This is a genomic window from Streptomyces luomodiensis (genome assembly GCF_031679605.1).
In the GTDB taxonomy this organism is placed as follows: Bacteria; Actinomycetota; Actinomycetes; order Streptomycetales; family Streptomycetaceae; genus Streptomyces; species Streptomyces luomodiensis.
In genome coordinates this window covers 9412992-9438794 of sequence record NZ_CP117522.1, presented here as the reverse complement: position 1 = coordinate 9438794, position 25803 = coordinate 9412992, and the positions used below count along the sequence as shown (strand labels likewise).

The 25803-nt window shown below is 71.7% G+C and carries 16 protein-coding genes; 4 read left to right on the top strand and 12 right to left on the bottom strand.

The features are described 5' to 3' along the window. Positions 1 to 9: 9 nt before the first annotated feature. Both PS467_RS39525 and PS467_RS39520 read right to left on the bottom strand, forming a co-directional pair. Positions 10 to 1326, bottom strand: coding sequence for an MSMEG_0569 family flavin-dependent oxidoreductase (locus tag PS467_RS39525; protein WP_311039340.1), 1317 nt, complete (start codon positions 1324 to 1326; stop codon positions 10 to 12). Next, positions 1323 to 1628 carry an MSMEG_0570 family nitrogen starvation response protein gene (locus tag PS467_RS39520; protein ID WP_311039339.1) on the bottom strand — a complete coding sequence of 102 codons (306 nt, stop codon included), beginning with the start codon at positions 1626 to 1628 and terminating at the stop codon, positions 1323 to 1325. The genes PS467_RS39525 and PS467_RS39520 overlap by 4 nt, the downstream gene beginning before the upstream one ends. Before the next feature lie 288 nt (positions 1629 to 1916). Here PS467_RS39520 and PS467_RS39515 point away from each other — a divergent pair, with 288 nt between their 5' ends. Beyond that, positions 1917 to 2141 (top strand): hypothetical protein, encoded by a 225-nt coding sequence (locus PS467_RS39515; RefSeq protein ID WP_268977303.1) that lies wholly within the window; start codon positions 1917 to 1919, stop codon positions 2139 to 2141. A gap of 54 nt (positions 2142 to 2195) precedes the next feature. Here the strand turns inward: PS467_RS39515 and PS467_RS39510 are convergent, their stop codons facing one another. The 4 genes from PS467_RS39510 to PS467_RS39495 form a co-directional block, all read right to left on the bottom strand. After that, on the bottom strand, positions 2196 to 3626 hold the full coding sequence (locus tag PS467_RS39510; RefSeq protein ID WP_311039338.1) for a 3-hydroxybutyrate oligomer hydrolase family protein: 1431 nt from the start codon (positions 3624 to 3626) through the stop codon (positions 2196 to 2198). A gap of 183 nt (positions 3627 to 3809) precedes the next feature. Then, positions 3810 to 5369 (bottom strand): extracellular catalytic domain type 1 short-chain-length polyhydroxyalkanoate depolymerase, encoded by a 1560-nt coding sequence (locus PS467_RS39505; RefSeq protein WP_311039337.1) that lies wholly within the window; start codon positions 5367 to 5369, stop codon positions 3810 to 3812. A 392-nt stretch (positions 5370 to 5761) separates the two neighbouring features. Beyond that, a complete protein-coding gene (locus tag PS467_RS39500) occupies positions 5762 to 6331 on the bottom strand; it encodes a MaoC family dehydratase (RefSeq protein WP_268976499.1) in 570 nt (189 codons plus the stop codon). A 56-nt stretch (positions 6332 to 6387) separates the two neighbouring features. Then, positions 6388 to 7281, bottom strand: a complete 894-nt coding sequence (locus PS467_RS39495) for a LysR family transcriptional regulator (RefSeq protein ID WP_268976498.1) — start codon at positions 7279 to 7281, stop codon at positions 6388 to 6390. A gap of 112 nt (positions 7282 to 7393) precedes the next feature. Between PS467_RS39495 and PS467_RS39490 the strand changes: the two genes are divergently transcribed. The 3 genes from PS467_RS39490 (at position 7394) to PS467_RS39480 (ending at position 10617) form a co-directional block, all read left to right on the top strand. Further along, positions 7394 to 8611 (top strand): CaiB/BaiF CoA transferase family protein, encoded by a 1218-nt coding sequence (locus PS467_RS39490; protein WP_311039336.1) that lies wholly within the window; start codon positions 7394 to 7396, stop codon positions 8609 to 8611. Then, positions 8601 to 9845: an SLC13 family permease gene (locus PS467_RS39485; protein ID WP_311039335.1), complete on the top strand. Its 1245-nt coding sequence runs from the start codon at positions 8601 to 8603 to the stop codon at positions 9843 to 9845. Before PS467_RS39490 ends, PS467_RS39485 begins: the two co-directional genes overlap by 11 nt. 103 nt (positions 9846 to 9948) lie before the next feature. Further along, complete coding sequence (locus PS467_RS39480) at positions 9949 to 10617, top strand: O-methyltransferase (protein WP_311039334.1); 669 nt, start codon at positions 9949 to 9951, stop codon at positions 10615 to 10617. Here PS467_RS39480 and PS467_RS39475 read toward each other — a convergent pair. The 6 genes from PS467_RS39475 to fkbC form a co-directional block, all read right to left on the bottom strand. After that, positions 10595 to 11677: an HAD-IIIC family phosphatase gene (locus tag PS467_RS39475; protein WP_311039333.1), complete on the bottom strand. Its 1083-nt coding sequence runs from the start codon at positions 11675 to 11677 to the stop codon at positions 10595 to 10597. The two genes, PS467_RS39480 and PS467_RS39475, sit on opposite strands and share 23 nt — an antisense overlap. Before the next feature lie 10 nt (positions 11678 to 11687). Then, the gene (locus tag PS467_RS39470) at positions 11688 to 12788 is read right to left on the bottom strand and encodes an acyl-CoA dehydrogenase family protein (protein WP_311039332.1); all 1101 of its coding nucleotides are present in this window, start codon (positions 12786 to 12788) and stop codon (positions 11688 to 11690) included. Then, positions 12781 to 13041 (bottom strand): acyl carrier protein, encoded by a 261-nt coding sequence (locus PS467_RS39465; RefSeq protein WP_311039331.1) that lies wholly within the window; start codon positions 13039 to 13041, stop codon positions 12781 to 12783. The genes PS467_RS39470 and PS467_RS39465 overlap by 8 nt, the downstream gene beginning before the upstream one ends. After that, positions 13038 to 13913: a 3-hydroxyacyl-CoA dehydrogenase family protein gene (locus PS467_RS39460; protein WP_268976491.1), complete on the bottom strand. Its 876-nt coding sequence runs from the start codon at positions 13911 to 13913 to the stop codon at positions 13038 to 13040. Before PS467_RS39460 ends, PS467_RS39465 begins: the two co-directional genes overlap by 4 nt. After that, positions 13907 to 14944: an ornithine cyclodeaminase family protein gene (locus PS467_RS39455; protein ID WP_268976490.1), complete on the bottom strand. Its 1038-nt coding sequence runs from the start codon at positions 14942 to 14944 to the stop codon at positions 13907 to 13909. Before PS467_RS39455 ends, PS467_RS39460 begins: the two co-directional genes overlap by 7 nt. 62 nt (positions 14945 to 15006) lie before the next feature. Continuing rightward, a complete protein-coding gene (gene fkbC / locus PS467_RS39450) occupies positions 15007 to 25800 on the bottom strand; it encodes a tacrolimus type I polyketide synthase FkbC (RefSeq protein ID WP_311039330.1) in 10794 nt (3597 codons plus the stop codon). Positions 25801 to 25803: the final 3 nt, after the last annotated feature.

Sequence of the window (25803 nt, the reverse complement as noted above, 5' to 3'; positions counted from 1 at the left end):
TCGGTGCTTTCAGCCGATGGGGAGCGCGGCGGCGAGTTCGGCCGGCGCGCCGGTGAGGGCGCCGCAGACGTCGGCCGTACGGCGGGAGGCGTCGATGTGGTCCGCCAGGAACTCGGCGTCCCGGCCCACCGCCTCGAACCGTCCCGAGCCCCATGAGTACTGCCAGGGCAGTCCCAGGAAGTACAGGCCGGGTGTGCTGGTGGCACCGCGCCGGTGCATCGGGTAGCCGCGCCCGTCGAAGACGGGTATCTCGACCCACCGGTGATCGCGGCGGAAACCGGTCGACCAGACCACGGAGGTGATGCCGGCCGCTTCCAGGTCCAGGTGGCCCGGCTGCTCGGCGGGCTCCCACACCGGTACGTACCGGGTCTCCCGCGGAGCCGGGATGTCCTGCCCGGCGATGTAGGCGTCGATGGCGTCCTTGATGCCCTCGGCCACCGCGTCCGCGTGGTCCAGGTTCGCCTTCAGGTCGGCGGCGAACTCCAGGGCGGTACCGCGGATTCGGGTGAGCCGCCCGTACAGCCGCATACCGTCGCGGGCGAAGGCCCGCAGGTCGATGTCACGGCCGCCGTCGCGGCCGGTGACGTAGTGGTTGACGCGCATCCGGACCGCGTCGGCGTCGCCGAACTCGTCGATGCTCCTGGCGTAGTGGCCCATGTCGTCCAGCCAGGCCACACAGTCGCGGCCCCGGTAGAACCGGGCGACCCGCGGTGCGCTGCCCACGGCCAGGTGGACCTGCCGGCCGGCCAGGTGCAGGTCCTCGGCGATCTGGCAGCCGGACTGGCCGGTGCCGACCACCAGCACGGCCCCGTCGGGGAGCTGGGCCGGGTGGCGGTAGCGGGAGGAGTGGATCTGCGCGATGCCCTCGGGCAGCCGCTCGGCCATGCGGGGCACGGACGGGGTGTGGTACGGGCCGGTGGCGACCACCACCTGGTCTGTGGTGAAGTCCCCCTCGGAGGTGCTCAGTTCGAACACACCGCTCGCGGCCCGGCGCAGCCTGGTGACGGCCACCCCCTCCACCAGCGGCGGCCGGAAGAAGGCCACGTAGTCCTCCAGGTACCGCACGATCTCGTCGCGGACCATGAAGCCGTCGGGGTGGTCACCCCGGTAGGGGAAACCGGGCAGCTTGCACTGCCAGTTGGGGGTGACCAGGCAGAAGGTGTCCCAGCGACGCTCGCGCCACTCGTGTGCCACCCGATGCGCCTCGATCACGACGTGCTCGACACCGCGCCGGCGCAGGCAGTAGCTCATCGACAGACCCGCCTGTCCGCCGCCGACCACCGCCACCGGGAAGTGGGCTCCGGCCAGCCGTACCGCCGCGCTCACCGTGCGCTCCCGTCCGCGTTGACCAGCGCCTCGACGGTGACCTTGGCTCCCGGGAGGGAGGCGTAGGCGGAGGCGGTGCGCTCGATCCGCGCGAGCTGGTCGGATGCGCCGGTGCAGTGGAAGCCGAACTTCTCCCTCACCCGCTCACCGGCGATACCGAGGGCGGTGCGGCTGCGGTCCACGAAGTCCGCGAGGTCGTAGGCACTCCCCGCGGTGAAGTAGTCCTCGACCACCGTGGAGGGGGAGTAACAGCGCTGGGTCTCGCCGTCGGGCCAGCGGACGCGGAAATAGATCTCAGGCATGAAGTCCTCCAGGCGAGGCGCCGAGGTGGTGAACACCTCGCCGCTGCTTGTACGGACCACTTCAGTCAGCGGCGATTGCGGAACCAAGTCATCCGGAATAAAGGGCGGTTACAAGGTCCTCACATTGGGCGACCGCCAGCATACGCTGAGTTGCCTCAGAGGCAAACCGAAAGGGGCGTGTACGGTCCGCACCAGGGCGGAGTACGCGACGAGAGTGGCGCGCCCGCGCACCGTCGCCTCTCCCCCGCCGGCGGGATGCCCGGCGTGACACGGTTGTCGGGGCCGGTCGTGAGCGATGAGGAGGCTGTCGATGCGCTGACGGACGATCCGCTGGAGTGGCTGAGGGCCCAGCCCAGCCGGCCTGGGATCCCGCCCACGCGTGGCGGGCGGATCGAGCCCGGCGCCTCGGCGGACCTGGTGCTCGTGGACGGTGACCCGACCTCGCGGCTCTCCTCGACGCTGAACACCCGCGCGGTGTGGCGTCGGGGACACCGCCCGGCATCGGCCGGGTGACGGTACGGGGAGGGCGTACGGCGGCCGTGGCTCGTGCTCACGGCCGCCGGGCGGTCATCCGTCGAGACGGCACTCGGCGAGCAGGGACGCCTGGTCGGCACCTGCGGGCCGGACGACCGTGTGGTTCGCGGGCGGGCGGTGGCCGGTGGTGAGCCAGCTCTCCAGGGCGGTGAAGGCTGAGCGGTGACACGGCAGCAAGGGCCGGAGTCGGTCGGGGAAGGTGTCGACGAGGGCGTCGGTGTGCGTGCCGTCCTCGATGCGGTAGTAGCGGTACCGGCCGCCAAGGCCCGCTTGCCGGACCATACGCGCGTACACGTCGGAGCCCCGGCCGGCGGGCAGCAGCACGTCAAGGGTGCCCTGGATGGTGATCAGCGGCTTGCCGATACGACCGGTCAACGCGATGCGTTCCACGGCCGCGTGGACGCCGGAGGAGCGGGTGGCGTAGTCGTAGTCGGCATCGCAGCCCGGGACCGTCCCCGGGGCGCAATACGGTGTGCCGGCTTCCTTCTCCCCATCGAAGCCGGGGTCGAACTCCTCGCGGTAGACGCGCTGCGTCAGATCCCAGTAGACCTCGTGGTGGTACGGCCACAAGAACTCGGAGCCGGCCGGGAACCCGGCGCGGAGCAGCGCCTCGCGCGCCTGGCCGGCCGCGGGGCCGCCTGCCGCGTAGGTGGGGTAGTCGCGCAGGGCGGCCGGCAGGAAGGTGAAGAGGTTGGGACCCTCCGCGCGCCACAGGGTGCCTTCCCAGTCGACTCCTCCGTCGTACAGCTCGGGATGGTTCTCCAGCTGCCAGCGCACGAGGTAGCCGCCGTTGGACATCCCGGTGACCAGGGTGCGCTCGAGCGGCCGGTGGTAGCGCTGGGCGACCGACGCGCGGGCGGCCCGGGTCAGCTGGGTGAGGCGGGTGTTCCACTCGGCGACGGCGTCGCCCGGCCGGGAGCCATCACGGTAGAACGCGGGGCCGGTGTTGCCCTTGTCGGTGGCGGCGTAGGCGTAACCGCGGGCGAGCACCCAGTCGGCGATGGCCCGGTCGTTGGCGTACTGCTCGCGGTTACCGGGGGTGCCGGCCACGACCAGGCCACCGTTCCAGCGGTCGGGCAGCCGGATGACGAACTGGGCGTCGTGGTTCCACCCGTGGTTGGTGTTGGTGGTGGAGGTGTCGGGGAAGTAGCCGTCGATCTGGATCCCGGGCACTCCGGTGGGAGTGGCCAGGTTCTTCGGCGTCAGCCCTGCCCAGTCCGCCGGGTCGGTGTGGCCGGTGGCCGCCGTTCCCGCCGTGGTCAGCTCGTCCAGGCAGTCGGCCTGCTGACGTGCCGCCGCCGGGACACGCAGCTGGGACAGACGGGCGCAGTGACCGTCCGGGGCATCGGGAGCAGGCCGGGCCGTGGCCGGTGAGGGGAGCAGGACGGCGACTGCGGCCAGGGTGAGAGCGCCGAGGCCGGTGCCTCTTCTCGGGGCCCGTCCGACACCGAGGGGCAGAACCATGGAGAGCCTCCAGACGTGCGGATGGATGACGGACTGGAGGCTAGGTCGCGCACGGTGGAGACGAACATGGGTGCGCCCGCCATGACTGAGGCCCCTCAGAGGTGGGCCGCCGCCATGACGGGCGCGGGACCGCGGGCGCTCCGGCGCGGTGCCTGCGGCCGCCACCGGTTCCGGGTCCCCGGGTCAGGGACAGGTGTCGTTCGCGACGGTGAAGTAGCCGGTCGGCGACTCTTTCAAGGTGGTCGTGACGAAGGTGTTGTACAGGCCCATGTTCTGGCCGGAGCCCTTGGCATAGGTGTAACCGGCGCTCGTCGTGGCGCGGCCCGCCTGGACGTGAGCGTAGTTGCCGGCGGTCCAGCAGACGGCCGTGGCACCGGTCGTCTGCGCGGTGACCGCGCCCGAGAGCGGTCCGGCCTTGCCGTCCGCGTCCCGGGCGGCGACCGCGTAGGTGTGCGATGTGCCCGCCCTCAGGCCGGTGTCCGTGTACGACGTCGTGGCGGACGTGGTGATCTGGGCACCGTCGCGGTGGACGGCGTAGTCGGTGGCGCCGTCGACGGGTTTCCAGGTCAGGCTGATGGTGGTGTCGGTGGCGCCGGTGGCGGCCAGGCCGGACGGAGCGGGCAGCGAACCGGGGTCGGAGGCGGATCCGCTCAGGCCGAAGAACTGCGTGATCCAGTAGCTGGAACAGATCGAGTCCAGGAAGTAGGCGGCGCCGGTGCTGCCGCACTGCTGCGCTCCGGTGCCGGGATCGACCGGGGTGCCGTGCCCGATGCCCGGCACCCGGTTCACCTCCACGGCCACCGATCCGTCCGCGGCCAGGTACTCCTCGTGCCGGGTGGAGTTCGGGCCGATCACCGAGGTACGGTCCGGCGTCTGGGACACGCCGTGCACAGCGGTCCACTGGTCGCGCAACTCGTCGGCGTTGCGCGGCGCGACGGTGGTGTCCTTGTCGCCGTGCCAGATGGCCACGCGCGGCCACGGGCCCGACCACGAAGGGTAGCCGTCACGGACCCGCCGCGCCCACTGGTCCGCGGTCAGGTCGGTCCCGGGGTTCATGCACAGGTACGCGCTGCTGACGTCGGTGGCACAGCCGAAGGGCAGGCCGGCGACGACCGCGCCGGCCTGGAAGACGTCCGGATAGGTGGCGAGCATCACCGACGTCATGGCACCGCCGGCGGACAGCCCGGTGATGTAGGTGCGCTGGGGGTCCGCGCCGTAGGCGGAGACGGTGTGAGCGGCCATCTGCCGGATCGACGCGGCTTCGCCCTGGCCCCTGCGGTTGTCGCTGCTCTGGAACCAGTTGAAGCACCTGTTCGCGTTGTTCGACGACGTGGTCTCGGCGAACACGAGCAGGAAGCCATAGCGGTCCGCGAATGAGAGCAGGCCGGAGTTGTCGGCGTAGCCCTGGGCGTCCTGGGTGCAACCGTGCAGGGCGAACACCACCGCCGGCTCCGCGGGCAGGGACGCGGGCCGGTAGACGTACATGTTCAGCCGGCCCGGGTTCGTGCCGAAGTCCGCGACCTTGGTCAGGTCCGCCTTGGTCAGACCGGGCTTGGTCAGGCCCGCCGCGGCGTGGGCCGTCGGCGCCGGGCCGAGCAGGGCCGCTCCGAGTACGAGGGCCACGACGGCCACGAGACGGGTGAGCACCCCCCGCCGTCCCGGACGCGACAACGACCCGACCGGCGGCGAGGAGGAGAGGGGGAACAGCGGGGTGAGGATTCCCCGGAACGGCGGCGGCTGCATGGCGGCTCCCTCGATGTCGTGGGGGGGGGAACACGGAGGGCTCCCTGACGTCGATCAGTGGGAGCGCCCCGGTGCCCGGCACCGTAGGGGTGGCTCAACCCGCAACGGTATGGCCCGGAGCACCACACCCCGCACCGCGCGATGTGCGCCCGGACGGATTGTGTCGCCTTGCGGAATCTGATACCCGGACGCGACGAACGCCCCACCCGACACGGGTAGGGCGTCATGGTGTCCGACTCGGCCGGTCGGCCTTGCCTGCCCTGGACGGACCGGGCGTCGGCGGACCGGGCGTCGGCCGGCTGGGCGGTATGGCGGCCGAGGACGCCAGCCGCGTGGGGCGGCCGCGCCCAAGTGCAGTACGCAGACCGTGGCCGGCGGGAGGGCCGAGCCGGTCAGTGCAGTCCCGCGGCCCTGCGGGACCGCTCGTCCCAGACGGGTTCCACCGCGGCGAACCGGGGCCCGTGTCCGCGGCGGTAGACCATCAGTGTCCGCTCGAAGGTGATGACGATGACACCGTCCTGGTTGTAGCCGATGGTGCGCACGCTGATGATGCCTACGTCAGGTCGGCTGGCGGACTCCCGGGTGTTCAGGACCTCGGACTGCGAGTAGATGGTGTCGCCCTCGAAGACCGGGTTCGGCAGCCTGACCCGGTCCCAGCCGAGGTTGGCCATCACATGCTGGGAGATGTCGGTGACGCTCTGCCCGGTGACCAGGGCGAGGGTGAAGGTGGAGTCCACCAGCGGCTTGCCCCAGGTGGTGCCCGCCGAGTAGTGGCGGTCGAAGTGCAGCGGCGCGGTGTTCTGCGTCAGGAGCGTGAGCCAGGAGTTGTCGGTCTCCAGGACCGTGCGGCCCAGGGGGTGGCGGTACACGTCGCCGGTGGTGAAGTCCTCGAAGTAGCGGCCCTGCCAGCCCTCGACCACAGCGGTGCGGGTGGCGTCCTGGTCCGGGTTCTCAGTCGTCATGGCGCTCATTCTGGGAAGTCCCCGGTCCGCTGTGAAATGCCGAACCTTCACCGGGCTCATACGTGCGGCGCATGAGCCCTGGACCGTACGTAGTCGTAGAACCTCGCCACCACTGGCGCGCGTGGTCCTCCGGCGAGTGTGACCACGCCGACCGTGCGCCGCGCCTGCGGGTCGTCGAGCGGCACGGCGACGGCGTGGTCACCGGGGCCGGACGGGCTGCCGGTGAGAGGGGCGACGGCCACACCGAGGCCGGCGGCGACCAGGGCCCGCAGCGTGCTCAGCTCGGTGCTCTCCAGGACGACCCGCGGCATGAATCCGGCCGCGGCGCACAGCCGGTCGGTGATCTGGCGCAGTCCGAAGACCGGCTCCAGTGCCACGAACGCCTCATCGGCCAGCTCCGCGGTCCGCACCCGGCGGCGTCTGGCCAGCCGGTGTCCGGGTGGGACGAGCAGGCACAGTGCCTCGTCCCGCAGCGGTGTCCACTCCACATCGTCCCCGGCGGGTCGTGGGCTGGTCAGTCCCAGGTCCAGCCTGCTGTTGCGGACGTCGTCGACCACGGCGTCGGCGGCGTCGCCGCGCAGTTCGAAGGTGGTGCCGGGAGCCAGCCGGCGATATCCGGCGAGGAGGTCGGGCACGAGCCAGGTGCCGTAGGAGTGCAGGAAACCCAGTGCCACGGTGCCGGTGTCGGGGTCGATCAGAGCGGTGATGCGCTGCTCGGCGCCGGAGACCTCACTGATCGCGCGCAGGGCGTGGGCGCGGAAGACCTCGCCGTACTTGTTGAGCCGGAGCCGGTTCTGGTGCCGGTCGAACAGCGGCACGCCCACTCGTCGCTCCAGCCGCCGGATGGCCCTGGACAGGGTCGGCTGGGAGATGTTGAGCCGTTCCGCGGTGATCGTCACATGCTCGTGCTCGGCCAAGGCCGTGAACCACTGCAACTCCCGTATCTCCATGCAGGGACTATACGTACCGGGCATGGTCCTGGCGAGGTTTCGTCATTTCACAGTGGCCGGGCGGCGGCCCACAGTGAGTCCTCACCAACCAGGACCCCATGGGAGGGACCCCATGTCCGAGCCGCATCCTCGCCCTGAACAGGAACGCCCCGCCGGGCCCCTGTCCGGTCTGCTCGTGGTTTCTTTGGAGCAGGCCGTCGCCGCTCCGTTCGCCACCCGCCACCTGGCGGACCTGGGCGCCCGTGTCATCAAGATCGAACGCCCCGGCAGCGGCGACCTCGCCCGCGGCTACGACCGTACGGTGCGTGGCATGTCCAGCCACTTCGTCTGGCTGAACCGGGGGAAGGAGAGCGTCCAGCTCGATGTGCGCTCGCCGGAGGGCAACCGGCGACTGCACGCCTTGGTGGACCGGGCCGATGTCCTGGTGCAGAATCTGGCACCCGGCGCCGCGGGCCGCCTGGGCATCGGCCACCAGGTCCTCGCGCGGAGCCACCCGAGGCTGATCACCTGCGACATATCCGGCTACGGCAGTACCGGCTGCTACCGCGACCGCAAGGCGTACGACCTCCTGGTCCAGTGCGAAGCGGGGCTGGTCTCCATCACCGGCACCCCCGAGACCCCGTCCAAGGTGGGCCTGTCCATCGCGGACATCTGTGCGGGGATGTACGCGTACTCCGGCATCCTCACGGCCCTGCTGAAGCGGGCCCGCACCGGCCGGGGCTCGCAGTTGGAGGTCTCGATGCTCGAAGCCCTCGGTGAATGGATGGGATACGCCGAGTACTACACGCGCTACGGCGGCACCGCTCCGGCCCGCGCCGGCGCCAGCCACGCGACGATCGCCCCCTACGGCCCGTTCACCACGCGCGACGGGCAGACGATCAATCTCGGGCTCCAGAACGAGCGGGAGTGGGCTTCCTTCTGCGGTGTCGTGCTACAGCGCCCCGGTCTCTGCGACGACCCGCGCTTTTCCGGCAACGCCGACCGGGTGGCGCACCGCACCGAGCTCGACGCCCTGGTGAGCGAGGTGACGGGCACGCTGACCGGCGAGGAACTGGTGGCGCGGCTGGAGGAGGCGTCGATCGCCTACGCACGCCAGCGCACCGTGCGGGAGTTCAGCGAACACCCCCAACTGCGTGACCGTGGACGCTGGGCTCCGTTCGACAGCCCGGTCGGTGCGCTGGAGGGCCTGATCCCCCCGGTCACCTTCCACGGCGAGCACCCGCGGCGGCTGGGCCGGGTCCCGGAGCTGGGCGAGCATACCGAGTCCGTCCTGGCGTGGCTGGACACGCCCCACAGCGCCGACCGCGAAGAGGCCGGCCATGCCGAATGAACTCACCGGAGTCCTGATCCTGGCCGCTGTGTTCCTGCTCGCCGGGGTACGGGGGCTGAACATGGGCCTGCTCGCGCTGGTCGCCACCTTTCTGCTCGGGGTGGTCGCGCTCGACCGAACGCCGGACGAGGTGCTGGCGGGTTTCCCCGCGAGCATGTTCCTGGTGCTGGTGGCCGTCACGTTCCTCTTCGGGATCGCCCGCGTCAACGGCACGGTGGACTGGCTGGTACGTGTCGCGGTGCGGGCGGTGGGTGCCCGGGTGGGAGCCGTCCCCTGGGTGCTCTTCGGCCTGGCGGCACTGCTCTGCGCGACAGGCGCGGCCTCGCCCGCGGCGGTGGCGATCGTGGCGCCGATCGGCGTCGCGTTCGCCGTCAGGCACCGCATCGATCCGCTGTACGCCGGACTGATGGCGGTGAACGGGGCCGCAGCCGGCAGTTTCGCCCCCTCCGGAATCCTGGGCGGCATCGTCCACTCGGCACTGGAGAAGAACCATCTGCCCGTCAGCGGCGGGCTGCTCTTCGCAGGCACCTTCGCCTTCAACCTGGCGGTCGCCGCGGTGTCATGGCTCGTCCTCGGGCGCAGGCGTCTCGAACCACATGACCTGGACGAGGACACCGATCCCACGGAAGTGGACCCGGCTTCCCGCCCCGGCGCCGAACACGTGATGACGCTGACCGCGATGGTCGCGCTGGTGCTGGGAACCACGGTCCTCTCCCTGGACACCGGCTTCCTGGCCCTCACCTTGGCGGCGTTGCTGGCGCTGCTCTTCCCCCGCACCTCCCAGCAGGCCACCAAGGAGATCGCCTGGCCCGTGGTGCTGCTGGTGTGCGGGATCGTGACCTACGTCGCCCTGCTCCAGGAGCTGGGCATCGTGGACTCCCTGGGGAAGATGATCGCGGCGATCGGCACCCCGCTGCTGGCCGCCCTGGTGATCTGCTACGTGGGCGGTGTCGTCTCGGCCTTCGCCTCGACCACCGGGATCCTCGGTGCCCTGATGCCGCTGTCCGAGCCGTTCCTGAAGTCCGGTGCCATCGGGACGACCGGCATGGTGATGGCCCTGGCGGCCGCGGCGACCGTGGTGGACGCGAGTCCCTTCTCCACCAATGGTGCTCTGGTGGTGGCCAACGCTCCCGAGCGGCTGCGGCCCGGCGTGTACCAGGGGTTGCTGTGGTGGGGCGCCGGAGTGTGCGCACTGGCTCCCGCGGCCGCCTGGGCGGCCTTCGTGGTGGCGTGAGCGCAGCGGAGGGGGAATCCCCTGGAGCCCGTTTCCCGTGCTGCGTCGCTGACGTGGCGTCAAGTCCACGTGCCGGGCGGGCAGTACGCCTAGCATGTCGGGCATGGCTAATCAGATAACCCTGTCCGACACGCTGCTCGCTTACGTACGGAAGGTGTCCCTGCGCGATGACGAGGTGCTGAGCCGGCTGCGCGCGCAGACGGCCGAGCTGCCGGGCGGTGGCGTACTGCCGGTGCAGGCCGAGGAGGGACAGTTCCTCGAGTTCCTGGTGCGGTTGACCGGCGCGCGTCAGGTGCTGGAGATCGGGACGTACACCGGCTACAGCACGCTCTGCCTGGCCCGCGGATTGGCGCCCGGGGGCCGTGTGGTGACGTGCGATGTCATGCCGAAGTGGCCCGAGGTGGGCGAGCGGTACTGGGAGGAGGCCGGGGTTGCCGACCGGATCGACGTCCGGATCGGCGACGCCCGGACCGTCCTCACCGGACTGCTCGACGAGGCGGGCGCGGGGCCGGAGTCGTTCGACATGGTGTTCATCGACGCCGACAAGGCCGGCTACCCGGCCTACTACGAGGCGGCGCTGCCGCTGGTACGCCGCGGCGGGCTGATCGTCGTCGACAACACGCTGTTCTTCGGCCGGGTGGCCGACGAAGCGGTGCAGGACCCGGACACGGTCGCGGTACGCGAACTCAACGCGGCACTGCGCGACGACGACCGGGTGGACCTGGCGATGCTGACGACGGCCGACGGCGTCACCCTGCTGCGGAAACGGTGACCGGGGCGATGTCGGCGGCGGTCAGCGTCAGCGTCGTCGGCGCGGGCCTCGGGGAGGGCTCCAGATGCAGGCGTTCGACGCCGGCGGCGGAAGCGCCCGCCACCTCGGACACGCAGGGGCAATCGGAGTCCGCGAAGCCCGCGAACCGGTAGGCGATCTCCATCATGCGGTTGCGGTCCGTACGCCGGAAGTCCGCCACCAGGTGCGCCCCCGCGCGGGCGCCCTGGTCCGTGAGCCAGTTCAGGATCGTCGCGCCGGCACCGAACGACACGACCCGGCAGGACGTGGCGAGCAGTTTCAGGTGCCACGTCGACGGCTTCTTCTCCAGCAGGATGATGCCGACGGCGCCGTGCGGGCCGAAGCGGTCGCCCATGGTGACGACGAGGACCTCATGGGCGGGGTCGGTGAGCAACGCGCGCAGGTCGGCGTCGGAGTAGTGCACGCCGGTCGCGTTCATCTGGCTGGTCCGCAGCGTCAGTTCCTCGACGCGGCTGAGTTCCTCCTCCCCCGCGGGTGCGATCGTCATGGAGAGGTCGAGTGAGCGCAGGAAGTCCTCGTCGGGACCGGAGTACGCCTCCCGGGCCTGGTCGCGCGCGAAACCCGCCTGGTACATCAGGCGGCGCCGACGCGAGTCGACCGTGGACACCGGCGGGCTGAACTCCGGCAGCGACAGGAGCGTGGCCGCCTGCTCGGCCGGGTAGCACCGCACCTCGGGCAGGTGGAACGCCACCTCGGCACGCTCGGCGGGCTGGTCGTCGATGAACGCGATCGTGTTCAGTGCGAAGTTCAGCTCCGTGGCGATCTCGCGGACGGACTGCGACTTCGGCCCCCATCCGATGCGGGGCAGCACGAAGTACTCGGCCACACCGAGGCGTTCCAGACGCTCCCACGCGAGGTCGTGGTCGTTCTTGCTCGCCACCGCCTGGAGGATGCCGCGGTCGTCGAGCGTGGTGATCACCTCGCGGATCTCGTCGGTGAGGACCACCTCGTCGTCCTCCAGCACGGTGCCCCGCCACAAGGTGTTGTCCAGGTCCCAGACCAGACACTTGACAATGGTCATGGCTGTCCTCTCAAGCCGGGAGCGCCAGCGCGTGCTGGGCCAGCATCACCCGGCACATCTCGCTGCTGCCCTCGATGATCTCCATGAGCTTGGCGTCGCGGTACGCCCGTTCGACGACGTGCCCCTCTCTCGCGCCCGCCGACGCGAGCACCTGTGCGGCGGTCGCGGCCCCGGCGGCGGCTCGTTCGGCGGCGACGTGCTTGGCCAGGATCGTCGCGGGCACCATCTCGGGCGAGCCCTCGTCCCAGTGGTCGCTGGCGTACTCGCACACGCGGGCCGCGATCTGCTCCGCGGTCCACAGGTCGGCGATGTGCCCGGCGACGAGTTGGTGGTCGCCGAGCGGCCGGCCGAACTGCTCCCGGGTCCGGGCGTGGGCCACCGCGGCGGTGCGGCAGGCCCGCAGGATCCCGACGCAGCCCCAGGCGACCGACTTGCGCCCGTAGGCGAGTGACGCCGCGACCAGCATCGGCAGTGACGCGCCGGAGCCGGCCAGGACCGCGCCGGCCGGCACACGCACCTGGTCCAGGTGCAGATCGGCGTGGCCGGCGGCGCGGCAGCCGGACGGCTTCGGGACGCGCTCGACGCGTACGCCGGGGGTGTCGGCGGGCACGACCACCACCGCGCCGGAACCATCCTCCTGGAGACCGAAGACGACCAGGTGGTCCGCGTAGGCGGCGGCAGTCGTCCAGACCTTGTGGCCGTCGACGACAGCGGTGTCCCCGTCGAGCCGAACCCGCGTCCGCATCGCCGACAGATCGCTGCCCGCCTGCCGCTCGCTGAAGCCGACGGCCGCGAGTTTCCCGCTGGTCAGCTCCTTCAGGAAGGTCGCCCGCTGACCGGCGTCGCCGAGCCGCTGCACGGTCCACGCGGCCATGCCCTGCGACGTCATGACACTGCGCAGCGAGCTGCAGAGGCTGCCGACGTGTGCGGTGAACTCGCCGTTCTCCCGGCTGCCGAGTCCCAAACCACCGTACTCGGCCGCCACTTCGGCGCAGAGCAGGCCGTCGGCGCCGAGCCGGACGAGCAGGTCGCGCGGCAGTTCGCCGGACGTGTCCCACTCGGCGGCCCGGTCACCGACAAGGTCGGTCAGCAGCGCGTCACGCTCAGGCATCGACGGCCCGCAGCCGGTGGACGAGTGCGACCATGGACTCGACGGTACGGAAGTTCGCGAGCTGGAGGTCCGGGCCGGCGATCGTGACGTCGAACGTCTTCTCCAGGTACACGACCAGTTCCATCGCGAACAGCGACGTGAGGCCGCCCTCCGCGAACAGGTCGCGGTCCACGGGCCAGTCCGACCTGGTCTTCGTCTTGAGGAACGCGACCAACGCGTGCGCGACGGGGTCGTCCTTGACGGGTGCGGTCATGAGAACACCTTCTCGTATTCGTAGAAGCCCCGGCCGGTCTTCCGGCCGTGGTGTCCCTCGCGGACCTTGCCCAGCAGCAGGTCACAGGGGCGGCTGCGCTCGTCGCCGGTGCGTTTGTGCAGCACCCACAGCGCGTCGACGAGGTTGTCGATGCCGATCAGGTCCGCGGTGCGCAGCGGCCCGGTCGGATGGCCGAGGCACCCCGTCATGAGCGCGTCGACGTCCTCGACGGACGCGGTGCCCTCCTGCACGATCCGCGCCGCGTCGTTGATCATCGGGTGGAGCAGCCGGCTCGTGACGAAGCCGGGCGCGTCCCGGACGACGATCGGCTTGCGCCGCAGCGCCGCGAGCAGGTCCCCGGCGGCGGCCATGGCCTTCTCACCGGTCCGGGGTCCGCGGATCACCTCGACCGTCGGGATCAGGTACGACGGGTTCATGAAGTGCGTGCCGAGCAGGTCCTCGGGCCGGGCCACGGAGTCGGCCAGTTCGTCAACCGGGATCGACGACGTGTTCGTGATGACCGGGATACCGGGCGCCGCTGCCGAGACCGTGGCGAGTACCTCCGCCTTGACCTCGGCGTCCTCGACGACGGCCTCGATCACCGCGGTGGCCGTACCGATCGCGGGCAGCGCGGACGTGGCCGTCCGCAGCACACCGGGGTCGGCCTCGGCGGGCCCGGCCACGAGCTGTGCCGTCCGCAGTTCGGTGGCGATCCGCGCCCGCGCCGCCGTAAGGATCTCCTCGGACGTGTCGACGAGTGTCACGGGGACGCCGTGGCGCAGCGCGAGCGTGGTGATGCCGGTGCCCATCACTCCCGCGCCGAGCACGATCAGCTGGTGGTCCACGCTGTTTCCTCCCTCCGGGGTCACCATGGCAGCGAGTACGGGTCGAGGACGTCTTCCGGGGTCGATCCGATCGCGTCCTTGCGGCCGAGGCCGAGTTCGTCGGCGAAGCCGAGCAGCACGTCGAACGCGATGTGGTCGGCGAACGCGCTGCCCGTCGAGTCGAGGACGCTCAGGCTGTCCCGGTGGTCCGCCGCGCTGTCCGGTGCCGCGCACAGGGCCGCCAGCGACGGGCCGAGCTCGCGGTCCGGCAGTTGCTGGTACTCGCCCTCGGCGCGGGCCTGCCCCGGATGGTCGACGCAGATGAACGCGTCGTCGAGCAGGGCCTTCGGCAGTTCGGTCTTGCCCGGCTCGTCGGCGCCGATGGCGTTCACATGCAGGTGCGGCAGCCGTGGCTCGGCGGGCAGCACCGGCCCTTTGCCCGAGGGCACCGAGGTGACGGTGGACAGGACGTCCGCGGCGGCGGCGGCCTCCGCCGGATCGGTCACCTTGACCGGCAGTCCGAGGAACGCGACGCGGTCCGCGAACGACGCCGCGTGGCCGGGGTCGGTGTCGCTGACCAGGATCCGCTCGATGGGCAGGACCCTGCTGAGCGCGTGCGCCTGGGTCACCGCCTGTGCGCCCGCGCCGATCAGCGTGAGCGTGGCGCTGTCGGACCGGGCCAGCAGCCGGCTCGCGACGGCCGCGACCGCGCCGGTCCGCATCGCGGTGATCACGCCCGCGTCGGCGAGGGCGGTCAGACTGCCGCTGTCGTCGTCGAGGCGCGACATCGTGCCGACGATCGTCGGCAGCCGGAAGCGCGGATAGTTGTGCGGACTGTACGAAACCGTCTTCATGGTCACGCCGACACCGGGGACCCGGTAGGGCATGAACTCGATGACGCCGGGAATGTCGCCGCCGCGGACGAATCCGGTACGCGGCGGCGCCTCGGCGAACTCGCCGCGGCCGAGCGCGGCGAACCCGTCGTGCAGCTCGCTGATCAGCCGGTCCATCATCACGTCGCGGCCGATCACGGAGAGAATCCGCTTGATGTCACGTTGGCGCAGGACCCTGGTCTGCATGTGTCACCTCCCTTTCGTGGCCGGAGCTGTCTTGGTGGTGCCGCTCGGGGCGGCTTCCGTTCTCATCGCAGCTCCCTGTCGATGAGGTCGAAAATCTCGTCCGCGGTCGCGTCCGCGGACAGCACGCCGGCCGGCGTGGTCGGGCGGGTCTCCCGCCGCCAGCGGTTGAGCAGGGCGTCCAGCCGGGTTCCGATCGCGTCCGCCTGGCGGTCGCCCGGGTCGACACCGGCGACGAGTGCTTCCAGCCGGTCGAGCTGCGCGAGCACCACGGTCACCGGGTCGTCCGGGGACAGCAGTTCACCGATGCGGTCGGCGAGTGCGCGCGGCGACGGGTAGTCGAAGACGAGCGTGGCGGACAGTCGCAGACCGGTCGCCTCGTTGAGGCCGTTGCGCAGCTGCACCGCGATGAGCGAGTCCACACCGAGTTCCCGGAACGCCGCGTCCTCCGGGATCTCCTCCGGGTCGGCGTGGCCCAGGACGGCCGCTGCCTTCTGCCGGACGAGGGCGAGCAGGTCGGTGGGGCGTTCCTGCTCGTTGCGGGCGCTCCGGCGGGCCGACGGCTTGGGCCGGCCACGCAGCAGCGGGAGGTCCGGCGGCAGGTCGCCCGCCACGGCGACGACACTGCCCGTTCCGGTGCGGACGGCGGCGTCGTACATGCGCATGCCCTGTTCGGCGGTGAGCGCGCTCGCCCCACCCTTGCGCATACGGCGCCGGTCGGCTTCGGTCAGGTCCGCGGTCAGGCCACTCGCCTGGTCCCACAGCCCCCACGCGATCGACAGCCCTGGCAGCCCTTGCGTACGGCGGTGTTCGGCGAGCGCGTCGAGGAACGCGTTCGCCGCCGCGTAGTTGCCCTGACCGGGGGTGCCCAGCACACCGGCCGCCGACGAGTAGACGACGAACGCGGCGAGGTCGGTGTCACGGGTGAGCCGGTGCAGGTGCCAGGCGGCGTCGGCCTTGGGTTTGAGGACGGTGTCGATGCGGTCGGGGGTGAGGTTGTCGAGCAGGGCGTCGTCGAGGGTTCCGGCGGTGTGGAAGACGGCGGTGAGGGGGTGGGGGATGCGGCCGAGGGCGGCGGCCAGTTGGTGGGGGTCGCCGACGTCGCAGGGGAGGTGGGTGCCGGGGGTGGTGTCGGGGGGTGGCGTGCGGGAGAGCAGGTAGGTGTGGGGGTGGCCCAGGTGGCGGGCGAGGATGCCGGCGAGGGTGCCCGAGCCGCCGGTGATGACGACGGCCCCCTCGGGGTCCAGCGGCCGCGGGACCGTGAGGACGATCTTGCCGGTGTGCTCGCCGCGGCTCATGGTCGCCAGCGCCTCGCGGACCTGCCGCATGTCGTGCACCGTCACCGGCAGCGGGTGCAGCACACCGCGCGCGAACAGGCCGAGCAGCTCCGCGATGATCTCCTTGAGCCGGTCGGGGCCCGCTTCCATCAGGTCGAACGGCTGCTGGACGGCGTGCCGGATGTCGGTCTTGCCCATCTCGATGAACCGGCCGCCCGGCGCGAGCAGACCGACGGACGCGTCGAGGAGTTCACCGGTGAGCGAGTTGAGTACGACGTCGACCGGCGGGAACGCGTCGGCGAACGCGGTGCTGCGGGAATCGGCCAGATGCGCTCCGTCCAGGTCCACCAGATGGCGCTTCGCGGCGCTGGTGGTGGCGTACACCTCCGCTCCCAGGTACCGCGCGATCTGCCGGGCGGCGGAACCGACACCGCCGGTGGCCGCGTGGATCAGGACCTTCTCGCCGGGGCGCAGCCCGGCGAGGTCGACCAGGCCGTACCACGCGGTCGCGAACGCGGTCATCACGGACGCCGCCTGCGGGAACGTCCAGCCGTCCGGCATCCGGCCGAGCATCCGGTGGTCGGCGATGACCGTGGGGCCGAAGCCGGTGCCGACGAGGCCGAAGACGCGGTCGCCGGGTGCCAGACCGGAGACGTCGGCGCCGGTCTCCAGGACGATGCCCGCGGCCTCGCCGCCGAGCACGCCCTGACCGGGGTAGGTGCCGAGCGCGATCAGCACATCGCGGAAGTTGAGGCCCGCCGCACGCACACCGATCCGGACCTCGGCCGGGGCGAGGGGGCGCCGGGGCTCCGCCGAGTCGGCCGCGGTGAGGCCGTCGAGGGTGCCCGTCCGCGCCGGCCGGATCAGCCACGTGTCGCTGTCCGGCACGGTGAGCGGCTCCGGCACCCGGGTGAGGCGGGCCGCCTCGAACCGGCCGCCGCGCAGCCGCAGACGCGGCTCACCGAGTGCGACGGCGATGCGCTGCTGCTCGGGGGCGAGCGTGACGCCGGACTCGGTCTCGACGTGGACGAACCGGCCGGGCTGCTCGGCCTGGGCGGCGCGCAGCAGTCCGGCCGCCGCGCCGGTGGCGAGGCCCGCGGTGGTGTGCACGAGCAGATCCCCTCCGGAGCCGGTCAGGGCGGTCAGCAGCCGGGTGGTGAGCGCACGCGTCTCGGCCACCGGGTCGTCGCCATCAGCGGTATGCAACGTGATGACGTCCACGTCGGTCGCGGGGACATCCGTGGGTGCGGCGACCTCGATCCAGGTGAGACGCATCAGGCCGGTGCCGACGGGTGGGGACAGCGGGCGGGTGCGGACCGTCCGGATCTCGGCGACGAGTTGGCCGGCGGAGTCGGCGACGCGCAGACTCAGCTCGTCGCCGTCACGAGTGATCACGGCTCGGAGCATGGCCGAGCCCGTGGCGACGAACCGGGCCCCCTTCCAGGCGAACGGCAGACCCGCAGCGCTGTCGTCCGGCGTGGTGAGGGCGACGGCGTGCAGGGCCGCGTCGAGCAGTGCCGGATGCACACCGAAACCATCCGCCTCGGCGGCCTGCTCGTCGGCCAGCGCCACCTCGGCATACACGGTGTCACCATCACGCCAGGCAGCCCGCAACCCCTGGAACGCCGACCCGTACTCATAACCGGCATCCCGCAGTTCGTCATAGAACCCCGAGACGTCGACGGCCACGGCCGCGGCCGGAGGCCACTGCGAGAACGGCTCCGCACCGACAACACCGGAGGCGTCGGGGGTGTCGGGGGTGTCGGGGGTCAGGGTGCCGCTGGCGTGCCGGGTCCAGCTGTCGGTGCCTTCGGTGCGCGCGTGGACGGTCACCGGCCGCCGTCCGGCCTCATCAGCCCCTTCCACGGTCACCGACACATCCACGGCCCCGGTCACCGGCACCACGAGGGGGGATTCGATGACCAGTTCATCCACTACCCCGCAACCGGTCTCGTCACCGGCCCGGATGGCCAGCTCCACAAAGGCCGTGCCCGGCAGCAGGACCGTGCCTCGCACCGCGTGATCAGCCAGCCAGGGGTGGGTGCGCAACGAGATCCGGCCGGTGAGAACAACACCACCACCGTCGTCGGCGGGCAGTGCCGTGACGGCGGCCAGCATCGGATGTGCCGCACCCGTCAGCCCCGCCGCGGACAGGTCGGTGGCACCGGCCGCCTCCAGCCAGTACCGCCGGTGCTCAAAGGCGTAAGTGGGCAGATCGAGCAGCCGCCCCGGCACCGGTTCGACCACCGTGTCCCAGTCCACTGCCGCGCCCAGGGTCCACGCCTGTGCCAACGCCGTCAGCCACCGCTCCCAGCCGCCGTCACCGGTACGCAACGACGCCACCGTGTGGGCCTGTTCCATCGCCGGCAGCAGCACCGGATGGGCGCTGCATTCCACGAACACCGACCCGTCCAGCTCCGCCACCGCCGCGTCCAGCGCGACGGGGCGACGCAGGTTCCGGTACCAGTAGCCCTCATCCACCGGCCCGGTCACCCAGGCGCTGTCCACGGTCGACCACCACGCCACCGACCCGGTCCCGCCGGAAATTCCCTTCAGTACCTCGGCCAACTCGTCCTCGATGGCTTCCACGTGAGGCGTGTGGGAGGCGTAGTCGACCGCGATACGACGCACCCGCACGCCTTCGGCCTCGTACCGCATCACCACGTCCTCCACCGCGGACGGCTCGCCGGCCACGACGGTCGAGGCCGGGCCGTTACGCGCCGCGATCCACACGCCCTCGACCAGGTCCACCTCAGCGGCCGGCAATGCCACCGAAGCCATCGCTCCCCGCCCGGCGAGCCGCGCCGCGATCACCTGACTGCGCAACGCCACCACACGGGCGGCGTCCTCAAGGCTGAGGGCTCCGGCCACGCACGCCGCCGCGATCTCGCCCTGGGAGTGTCCGATCACCGCGTCGGGTACGACCCCGTGGGCCTGCCACAGTGCGGCCAGGCTGACCGCGACCGCCCAGCTGGCCGGCTGGAGCACCTCCACCCGCTCCGCCGCATCCGGCCGTGACAGCATCTCCCGCACATCCCAGCCCGTGTGGGGCAGCAACGCCTGCGCACACTCCTCCATACGCGCGGCGAACACCGCGGAGCGGGCCATGAGTTCCACGCCCATGCCGACCCACTGGGCGCCCTGGCCGGGGAAGACGAACACGGTGCGCGGCTGGTCCACCGCCACGCCCGTCACCCGGGCATCGCCCAGCAGCACCGCACGGTGACCGAAGACAGCACGCTCACGCACCAGCCCCTGCGCGACCGCGGCCACATCCACACCACTCCCGCGCAGATACCCCTCCAGCCGCTCCACCTGCCCCCGCAGACTCACCTCACTCCGAGCCGAAACCGGCAACGGCAACGGCACCAACCCGTCACCACCCGACTCCACAGGCGACGGCCCGGGAACACCCTCAAGGATCACGTGCGCGTTCGTACCGCTCACCCCGAACGACGACACACCCGCGAGCGGTGCCCGATCCGACTCGGGCCACGGCCTGGCCTCGGTGAGCAGTTCCACCGCACCGGCCGACCAGTCCACATGGGACGACGGCTCGTCCACATGCAGTGTCTTCGGCGCGATGCCGTGGCGCATCGCCATGACCATCTTGATGACACCGGCGACACCCGCAGCCGCCTGCGCATGACCGATGTTCGACTTCAACGAACCCAGCAGCAGCGGAACCTCACGCTCCTGCCCGTACGTCGCCAGAATGGCCTGCGCCTCGATGGGATCGCCCAGCGTCGTCCCCGTCCCGTGCGCCTCCACCACGTCCACATCGGCGGCGCGCAGTCCGGCGTTCACCAACGCCTGCTGGATGACACGCTGCTGGGACGGGCCGTTGGGGGCGGACAGTCCGTTGGAGGCGCCGTCCTGGTTCACCGCCGAGCCGCGGACGACCGCGAGGACGGTGTGTCCGTTGCGCTCGGCGTCGGAGAGCCGCTCCAGCACAAGAACGCCGGCGCCTTCCGCCCAGCCGGTGCCGTTGGCGGAGTCCGCGAACGCGCGGCAGCGGCCGTCGGGGGAGAGTCCGCCCTGCTGCTGGAATTCCACGAACCCGGTCGGGGTCGCCATGACGGTGACACCGCCGACCAGCGCCAGCGAGCACTCCCCGTGGCGCAGGGCGTGCCCGGCCTGGTGCAGCGCGACCAGCGACGACGAGCACGCCGTGTCCACCGTGAACGCCGGTCCCTGGAGCCCGTAGAAGTACGAGATCCGGCCGGTGAGCACGCTGGGCTGCATGCCGATCGAGCCGAACCCGTCCAGGTCCGCGCCGACTCCGTACCCGTACGAGAAGGCGCCCATGAACACGCCGGTGTCGCTGCCGCGCAGTGTGCCCGGCACGATGCCCGCGCTCTCGAACGCCTCCCACGTCGTTTCCAGCAGGATCCGCTGCTGGGGGTCCATGGCCCGTGCCTCACGGGGGCTGATGCCGAAGAACGCGGCATCGAAGCCGGCGGCGTCGGAGAGGAAGCCGCCGCGGTCCGTGTCCGATCCGCCGGTGAGGCCGGACGGGTCCCAGTCACGGTCGGCCGGGAAGCCGGTGACCGCGTCGCCGCCACTGTCCACCATGCGCCACAGGTCGTCGGGCGAGGTGACGCCGCCCGGCAGTCGGCAGGCCATGCCTACGATGGCCAGCGGTTCGTCACGGGTCGCGGCGGCTGTGGGAACAGCGACCGCTGCGGCACCACCGACCAGAGCCTCGTCCAACCGCGACGCGATGGCCCGCGGCGTCGGGTAGTCGAAGACAAGCGTGGCGGGCAGTCGGACGCCGGTCGCCGCGGCGAGTCGGTTCCGCAGATCGACGGCGGTCAGCGAGTCGATACCCAGTTCCTTGAAGGCCGCGTCCGCGGACACGTCCGCGGCGTCCGCGTAGCCGAGCACCGCCGCCGCGTTGTCGCGGACCAGTGCCAGCAGCACGGTGTCCCGCTCAGCGCCGGACATGGTGCCGAGCCGGTCGGCGAGCGGAACGGCGGTGGCCGCCGCCGGGCGCGATACGGCGCGGCGCAGACCGGCGAGGAGCGGCGATGTGTGCGCGGTGAGGTCCATCGTGGCCGCCACGGCGAACGCGGTGCCGGTTCCGGCCGCGGCTTCCAGCAGGCGCATGCCCACACCGGCCGACATGGGGCGGAAACCGCCGCGGCGGACACGGGTGCGGTTGGTGCCGCTCATGCTGCCGGTGAGTCCGCTGTCATCGGCCCAGAGGCCCCAGGCCAGCGACAGCGCGGGCAACCCTTCGGCATGGCGCAGCGTCGCGAGTCCGTCGAGGAACCCGTTCGCCGCCGAGTAGTTGCCCTGGCCGCGGCCCCCCATGATGCCCGCGACGGACGAGTAGAGGACGAACGAGCGCAGGTCCGCGTCCCGGGTCAGCTCGTGCAGGTGCCAGGCGCCGTCGGCTTTGGGGCGCAGTGTGGTGGCGAGCCGCTCGGGGGTGAGTGCCGTGGTCACGCCGTCGTCGAGCACGGCCGCCGTGTGGAAGACCGCCGTGAGCGGCCTGCGGGCGGCGCCGAGCGCGGCGGCGAGCTGGTCCCGGTCGGCGACGTCACAGCGGATGTGGACACCGGGAGTGTCCGCCGGCGGTTCGCTGCGCGACAGCAACAGGAGGTGGCGGGCGCCGTGCTCGGCGACGAGATGCCGGGCGAGGAGACCTGCCAGCACACCCGAGCCGCCGGTGATGACCACCGTGCCGTCCGGGTCGAGCAGCGGTTCGGGCGTTTCCGCGGCGGCCGTGCGGGTGAACCGCGGCGCTTCGTACCGGCCATCGGTGACGCGGACGTACGGCTCGGCCAGTGTCGTGGCGGCGGCCAGCGCTTCGATGGGGGTGTCGGTGCCGGTCTCCACCAGCACGAACCGGCCTGGGTGCTCGGCCTGGGCGGACCGGACGAGGCCGGCGACCGCTCCTCCGACCGGTCCCGCGTCGATCCGGACGACGAGGGTGGTCTCCGCAGGACCGTCCTCTGCGATCACCCGGTGCAGCTCGCCGAGCACGAACTCGGTGAGCCGGTACGTCTCGTCGAGGACGTCCGCGCCCGGTTCCGGGAGCGCGGAGACGATGTGGACCGCGTCCGCGGGACCGGGCCCGGGAGTGGGCAGCTCGGCCCAGGAGAGGCCGTACAGGGAGTTCCGGACGACGGCGGCGTCGCCGTCGACGTTCACCGGTCGTGCGGTCAGCGCGGCGACGGTCACCACCGGTTGGCCGATCGGGTCCGTCGCATGCACGGCAGCGCCGTCCGGGCCCTGGGTGATCGTGACGCGCAGCGTGGTGGCCCCGGTCGTGTGGAACCGCACGCCGCTCCACGAGAACGGCAGCCGCACCTCCGCGTCCTGTTCCGCGAGCAGCGGCAGGCAGGTGACGTGCAGGGCCGCGTCGAACAGCGCCGGGTGGACGCCGTAGCGCGAGGTGTCGTCCGCCTGTTCCCCGGGGATCTCCACCTCGGCGTACAGGGTTTCGCCGTCGCGCCAGGCGGTGCGCAGTCCTTGGAACGCTGGGCCGTAGCTGTAGCCGGTCTCGGCAAGCCGCTCGTAGAACGCGGTCACGTCGACGCGTCGCGCGCCCGGCGGCGGCCATGCGGTCGGGGGGCCCGCCGCGACGCTTCCGGTCCGGCCGAGGGTGCCGCTGGCGTGCCGGGTCCAGCTGTCCGTGCCTTCGGTGCGGGCGTGGACGGTCACCGGCCGCCGTCCGGCCTCATCGGCCCCTTCCACCGTCACCGACACATCCACCGCTGCGGTCACCGGCACCACGAGCGGAGATTCGATGACCAGTTCATCCACCACCCCGCAACCGGTCTCGTCACCGGCCCGGATGACCAGCTCCACAAACGCCGTACCCGGCAGCAGAACCGTGCCTCGCACCGCGTGATCAGCCAGCCAGGGATGCGTACGCAACGAGATCCGGCCAGTGAGAACAACACCACCACCGTCGTCGGCGGGCAGTGCCGTGATGGCGGCCAGCATCGGATGCGCCGCCCCGGTCAGCCCGGCCGCGGACAGGTCGGTGGCACCGGCTGCCTCCAGCCAGTAGCGCCTGTGCTCAAAGGCGTAGGTGGGCAGATCGAGCAGCCGTCCCGGCACCGGTTCGACCACCGTGTCCCAGTCCACTGCCGCGCCCAGGGTCCACGCCTGTGCCAACGCCCCCAGCCACCGCTCCCAGCCGCCGTCACCGGTGCGCAACGACGCCACCGTGTGGGCCTGTTCCATCGCCGGCAGCAGCACCGGATGGGCGCTGCACTCCACGAACACCGACCCGTCCAGCTCCGCCACCGCCGCATCCAGCGCCACCGGACGACGCAGATTCCGGTACCAGTACCCCTCATCCACCGGCTCCGTCACCCAGGCGCTGTCCACCGTGGACCACCACGCCACCGACCCGGCCCCACCGGAAATCCCCTCCAGCACCTCGGCCAGTTCGTCCTCGATAGCCTCCACATGAGGCGTGTGGGAGGCGTAGTCGACCGCGATACGACGCACCCGCACCCCATCGGCCTCATACCGCGCCACCACGTCCTCCACCGCCGACGGCTCACCCGCCACCACCGTCGAAGACGGACCATTACGCGCCGCGATCCACACGCCCTCGACCAGACCCACTTCACCGGCCGGCAATGCCACCGAAGCCATCGCCCCCCGCCCGGCCAGTCGCGCCGCGATGACCTGACTGCGCAACGCCACCACACGGGCCGCGTCCTCAAGGCTGAGGGCCCCGGCCACACACGCCGCCGCGATCTCCCCCTGGGAGTGTCCGACCACCGCGTCCGGCACGACCCCATGCGCCTGCCACAGCGCGGCCAGGCTCACCGCCACCGCCCAGCTGGCCGGCTGGACCACCTCCACCCGCTCCGCCACATCCGACCGCGACAACATCTCCCGCACATCCCAGCCCGTGTGCGGCAACAACGCCCGCGCACACTCCTCCATACGAGCCGCGAACACCGCAGAACGGTCCATCAACTCCACACCCATGCCCACCCACTGAGCACCCTGCCCGGGGAAGACGAACACCGTACGCGGCTGATCCACCGCCACACCCATCACCCGGGCATCACCCAACAGCACCGCACGGTGACCGAAGACAGCACGCTCACGCACCAACCCCTGCGCGACCGCGGCCACATCCACACCACCCCCGCGCAGATACCCCTCCAGCCGCTCCACCTGCCCCCGCAGACTCACCTCACCACGAGCCGACACCGGCAACGGCACCAACCCATCGACAGCCGACTCCACACGCGACGGCTCGGGAACACCCTCAAGGATCACGTGCGCGTTCGTACCGCTCACCCCGAAAGCGGAGACACCAGCCCGGCGCGGACGTCCCGCGTCGGGCCACGCCCGCGCCTCGGTGAGCAGTTCCACCGCGCCCTCGGTCCAGTCCACATGCGACGACGGCTCGTCCACATGCAGCGTCTTCGGCGCGATGCCGTGGCGCATCGCCATGACCATCTTGATGACACCGGCGACACCCGCAGCCGCCTGCGCATGACCGATGTTCGACTTCAACGAACCCAGCAGCAGCGGAACCTCACGCTCCTGCCCGTACGTCGCCAGAATCGCGTGCGCCTCGATGGGATCGCCCAGCGTCGTCCCCGTCCCGTGCGCCTCCACCACGTCCACGTCGGCGGGGGCGAGCCCCGCCTTGTCGAGGGCCTGGCGGATGACGCGCTGCTGGGAGGGGCCGTTGGGGGCGGAGATGCCGTTGGAGGCGCCGTCCTGGTTGACGGCGGAGGAGCGGACGACCGCGAGGACGGTGTGTCCGTTGCGCTCGGCGTCGGAGAGCTTTTCGACGACGAGGACGCCGGCCCCCTCGGCGAAACCGGTGCCGTCCGCCGCGTCGGCGAACGCCTTGCACCGTCCGTCCGGCGCGACGCCGCCCTGTCGGGAGAACTCCACGAAGGTCTGTGGTGATGCCATCACCGTGACACCACCGACCAGCGCCAGCGAGCACTCCCCGGTACGCAGCGCCTGTCCGGCCTGGTGCAGCGCGACCAGCGACGACGAACACGCCGTGTCGACCGTGACCGCCGGGCCCTCCATGCCGAAGAAGTACGACAGCCGTCCGGCGAGCACCGCGGGCTGGGTGCTGTAGGCGCCGAATCCGCCCAGGTCCGCGCCCGTGCCGTAGCCATAGTAGAAGCCGCCGACGAAGACGCCGGTGTCGCTGCCGCGCAGGGTGTCCGGCACGATGCCGGCGTGTTCGAGCGCTTCCCAGGCGATTTCGAGGAGGATCCGCTGCTGCGGATCGAGTGCGGTGGCCTCGCGCGGGCTGATGCCGAAGAACGCGGCATCGAAGTCGGCGGCGCCCGCGAGTGCGCCGGCCCGCCCGGTGGCGGACTCGGCGGCGGCGTGCAGCGCGGCCACGTCCCAGCCGCGGTCGGTGGGGAAGTCGCCGATCGCGTCGCGGCCGTCCGCGACGAGCTGCCACAGCTCTTCCGGTGAGGTGACGCCGCCCGGCAGTCGGCAGGCCATGCCGACGACGGCGAGCGGCTCGTTCGCCGCGGCGCGCAGCGCGGTGTTCTCCCGGCGGAGCTGCGCGTTGTCCTTGACCGACGTCCGCAGCGCCTCGATCAGGTCGTTCTCGGCCATCGC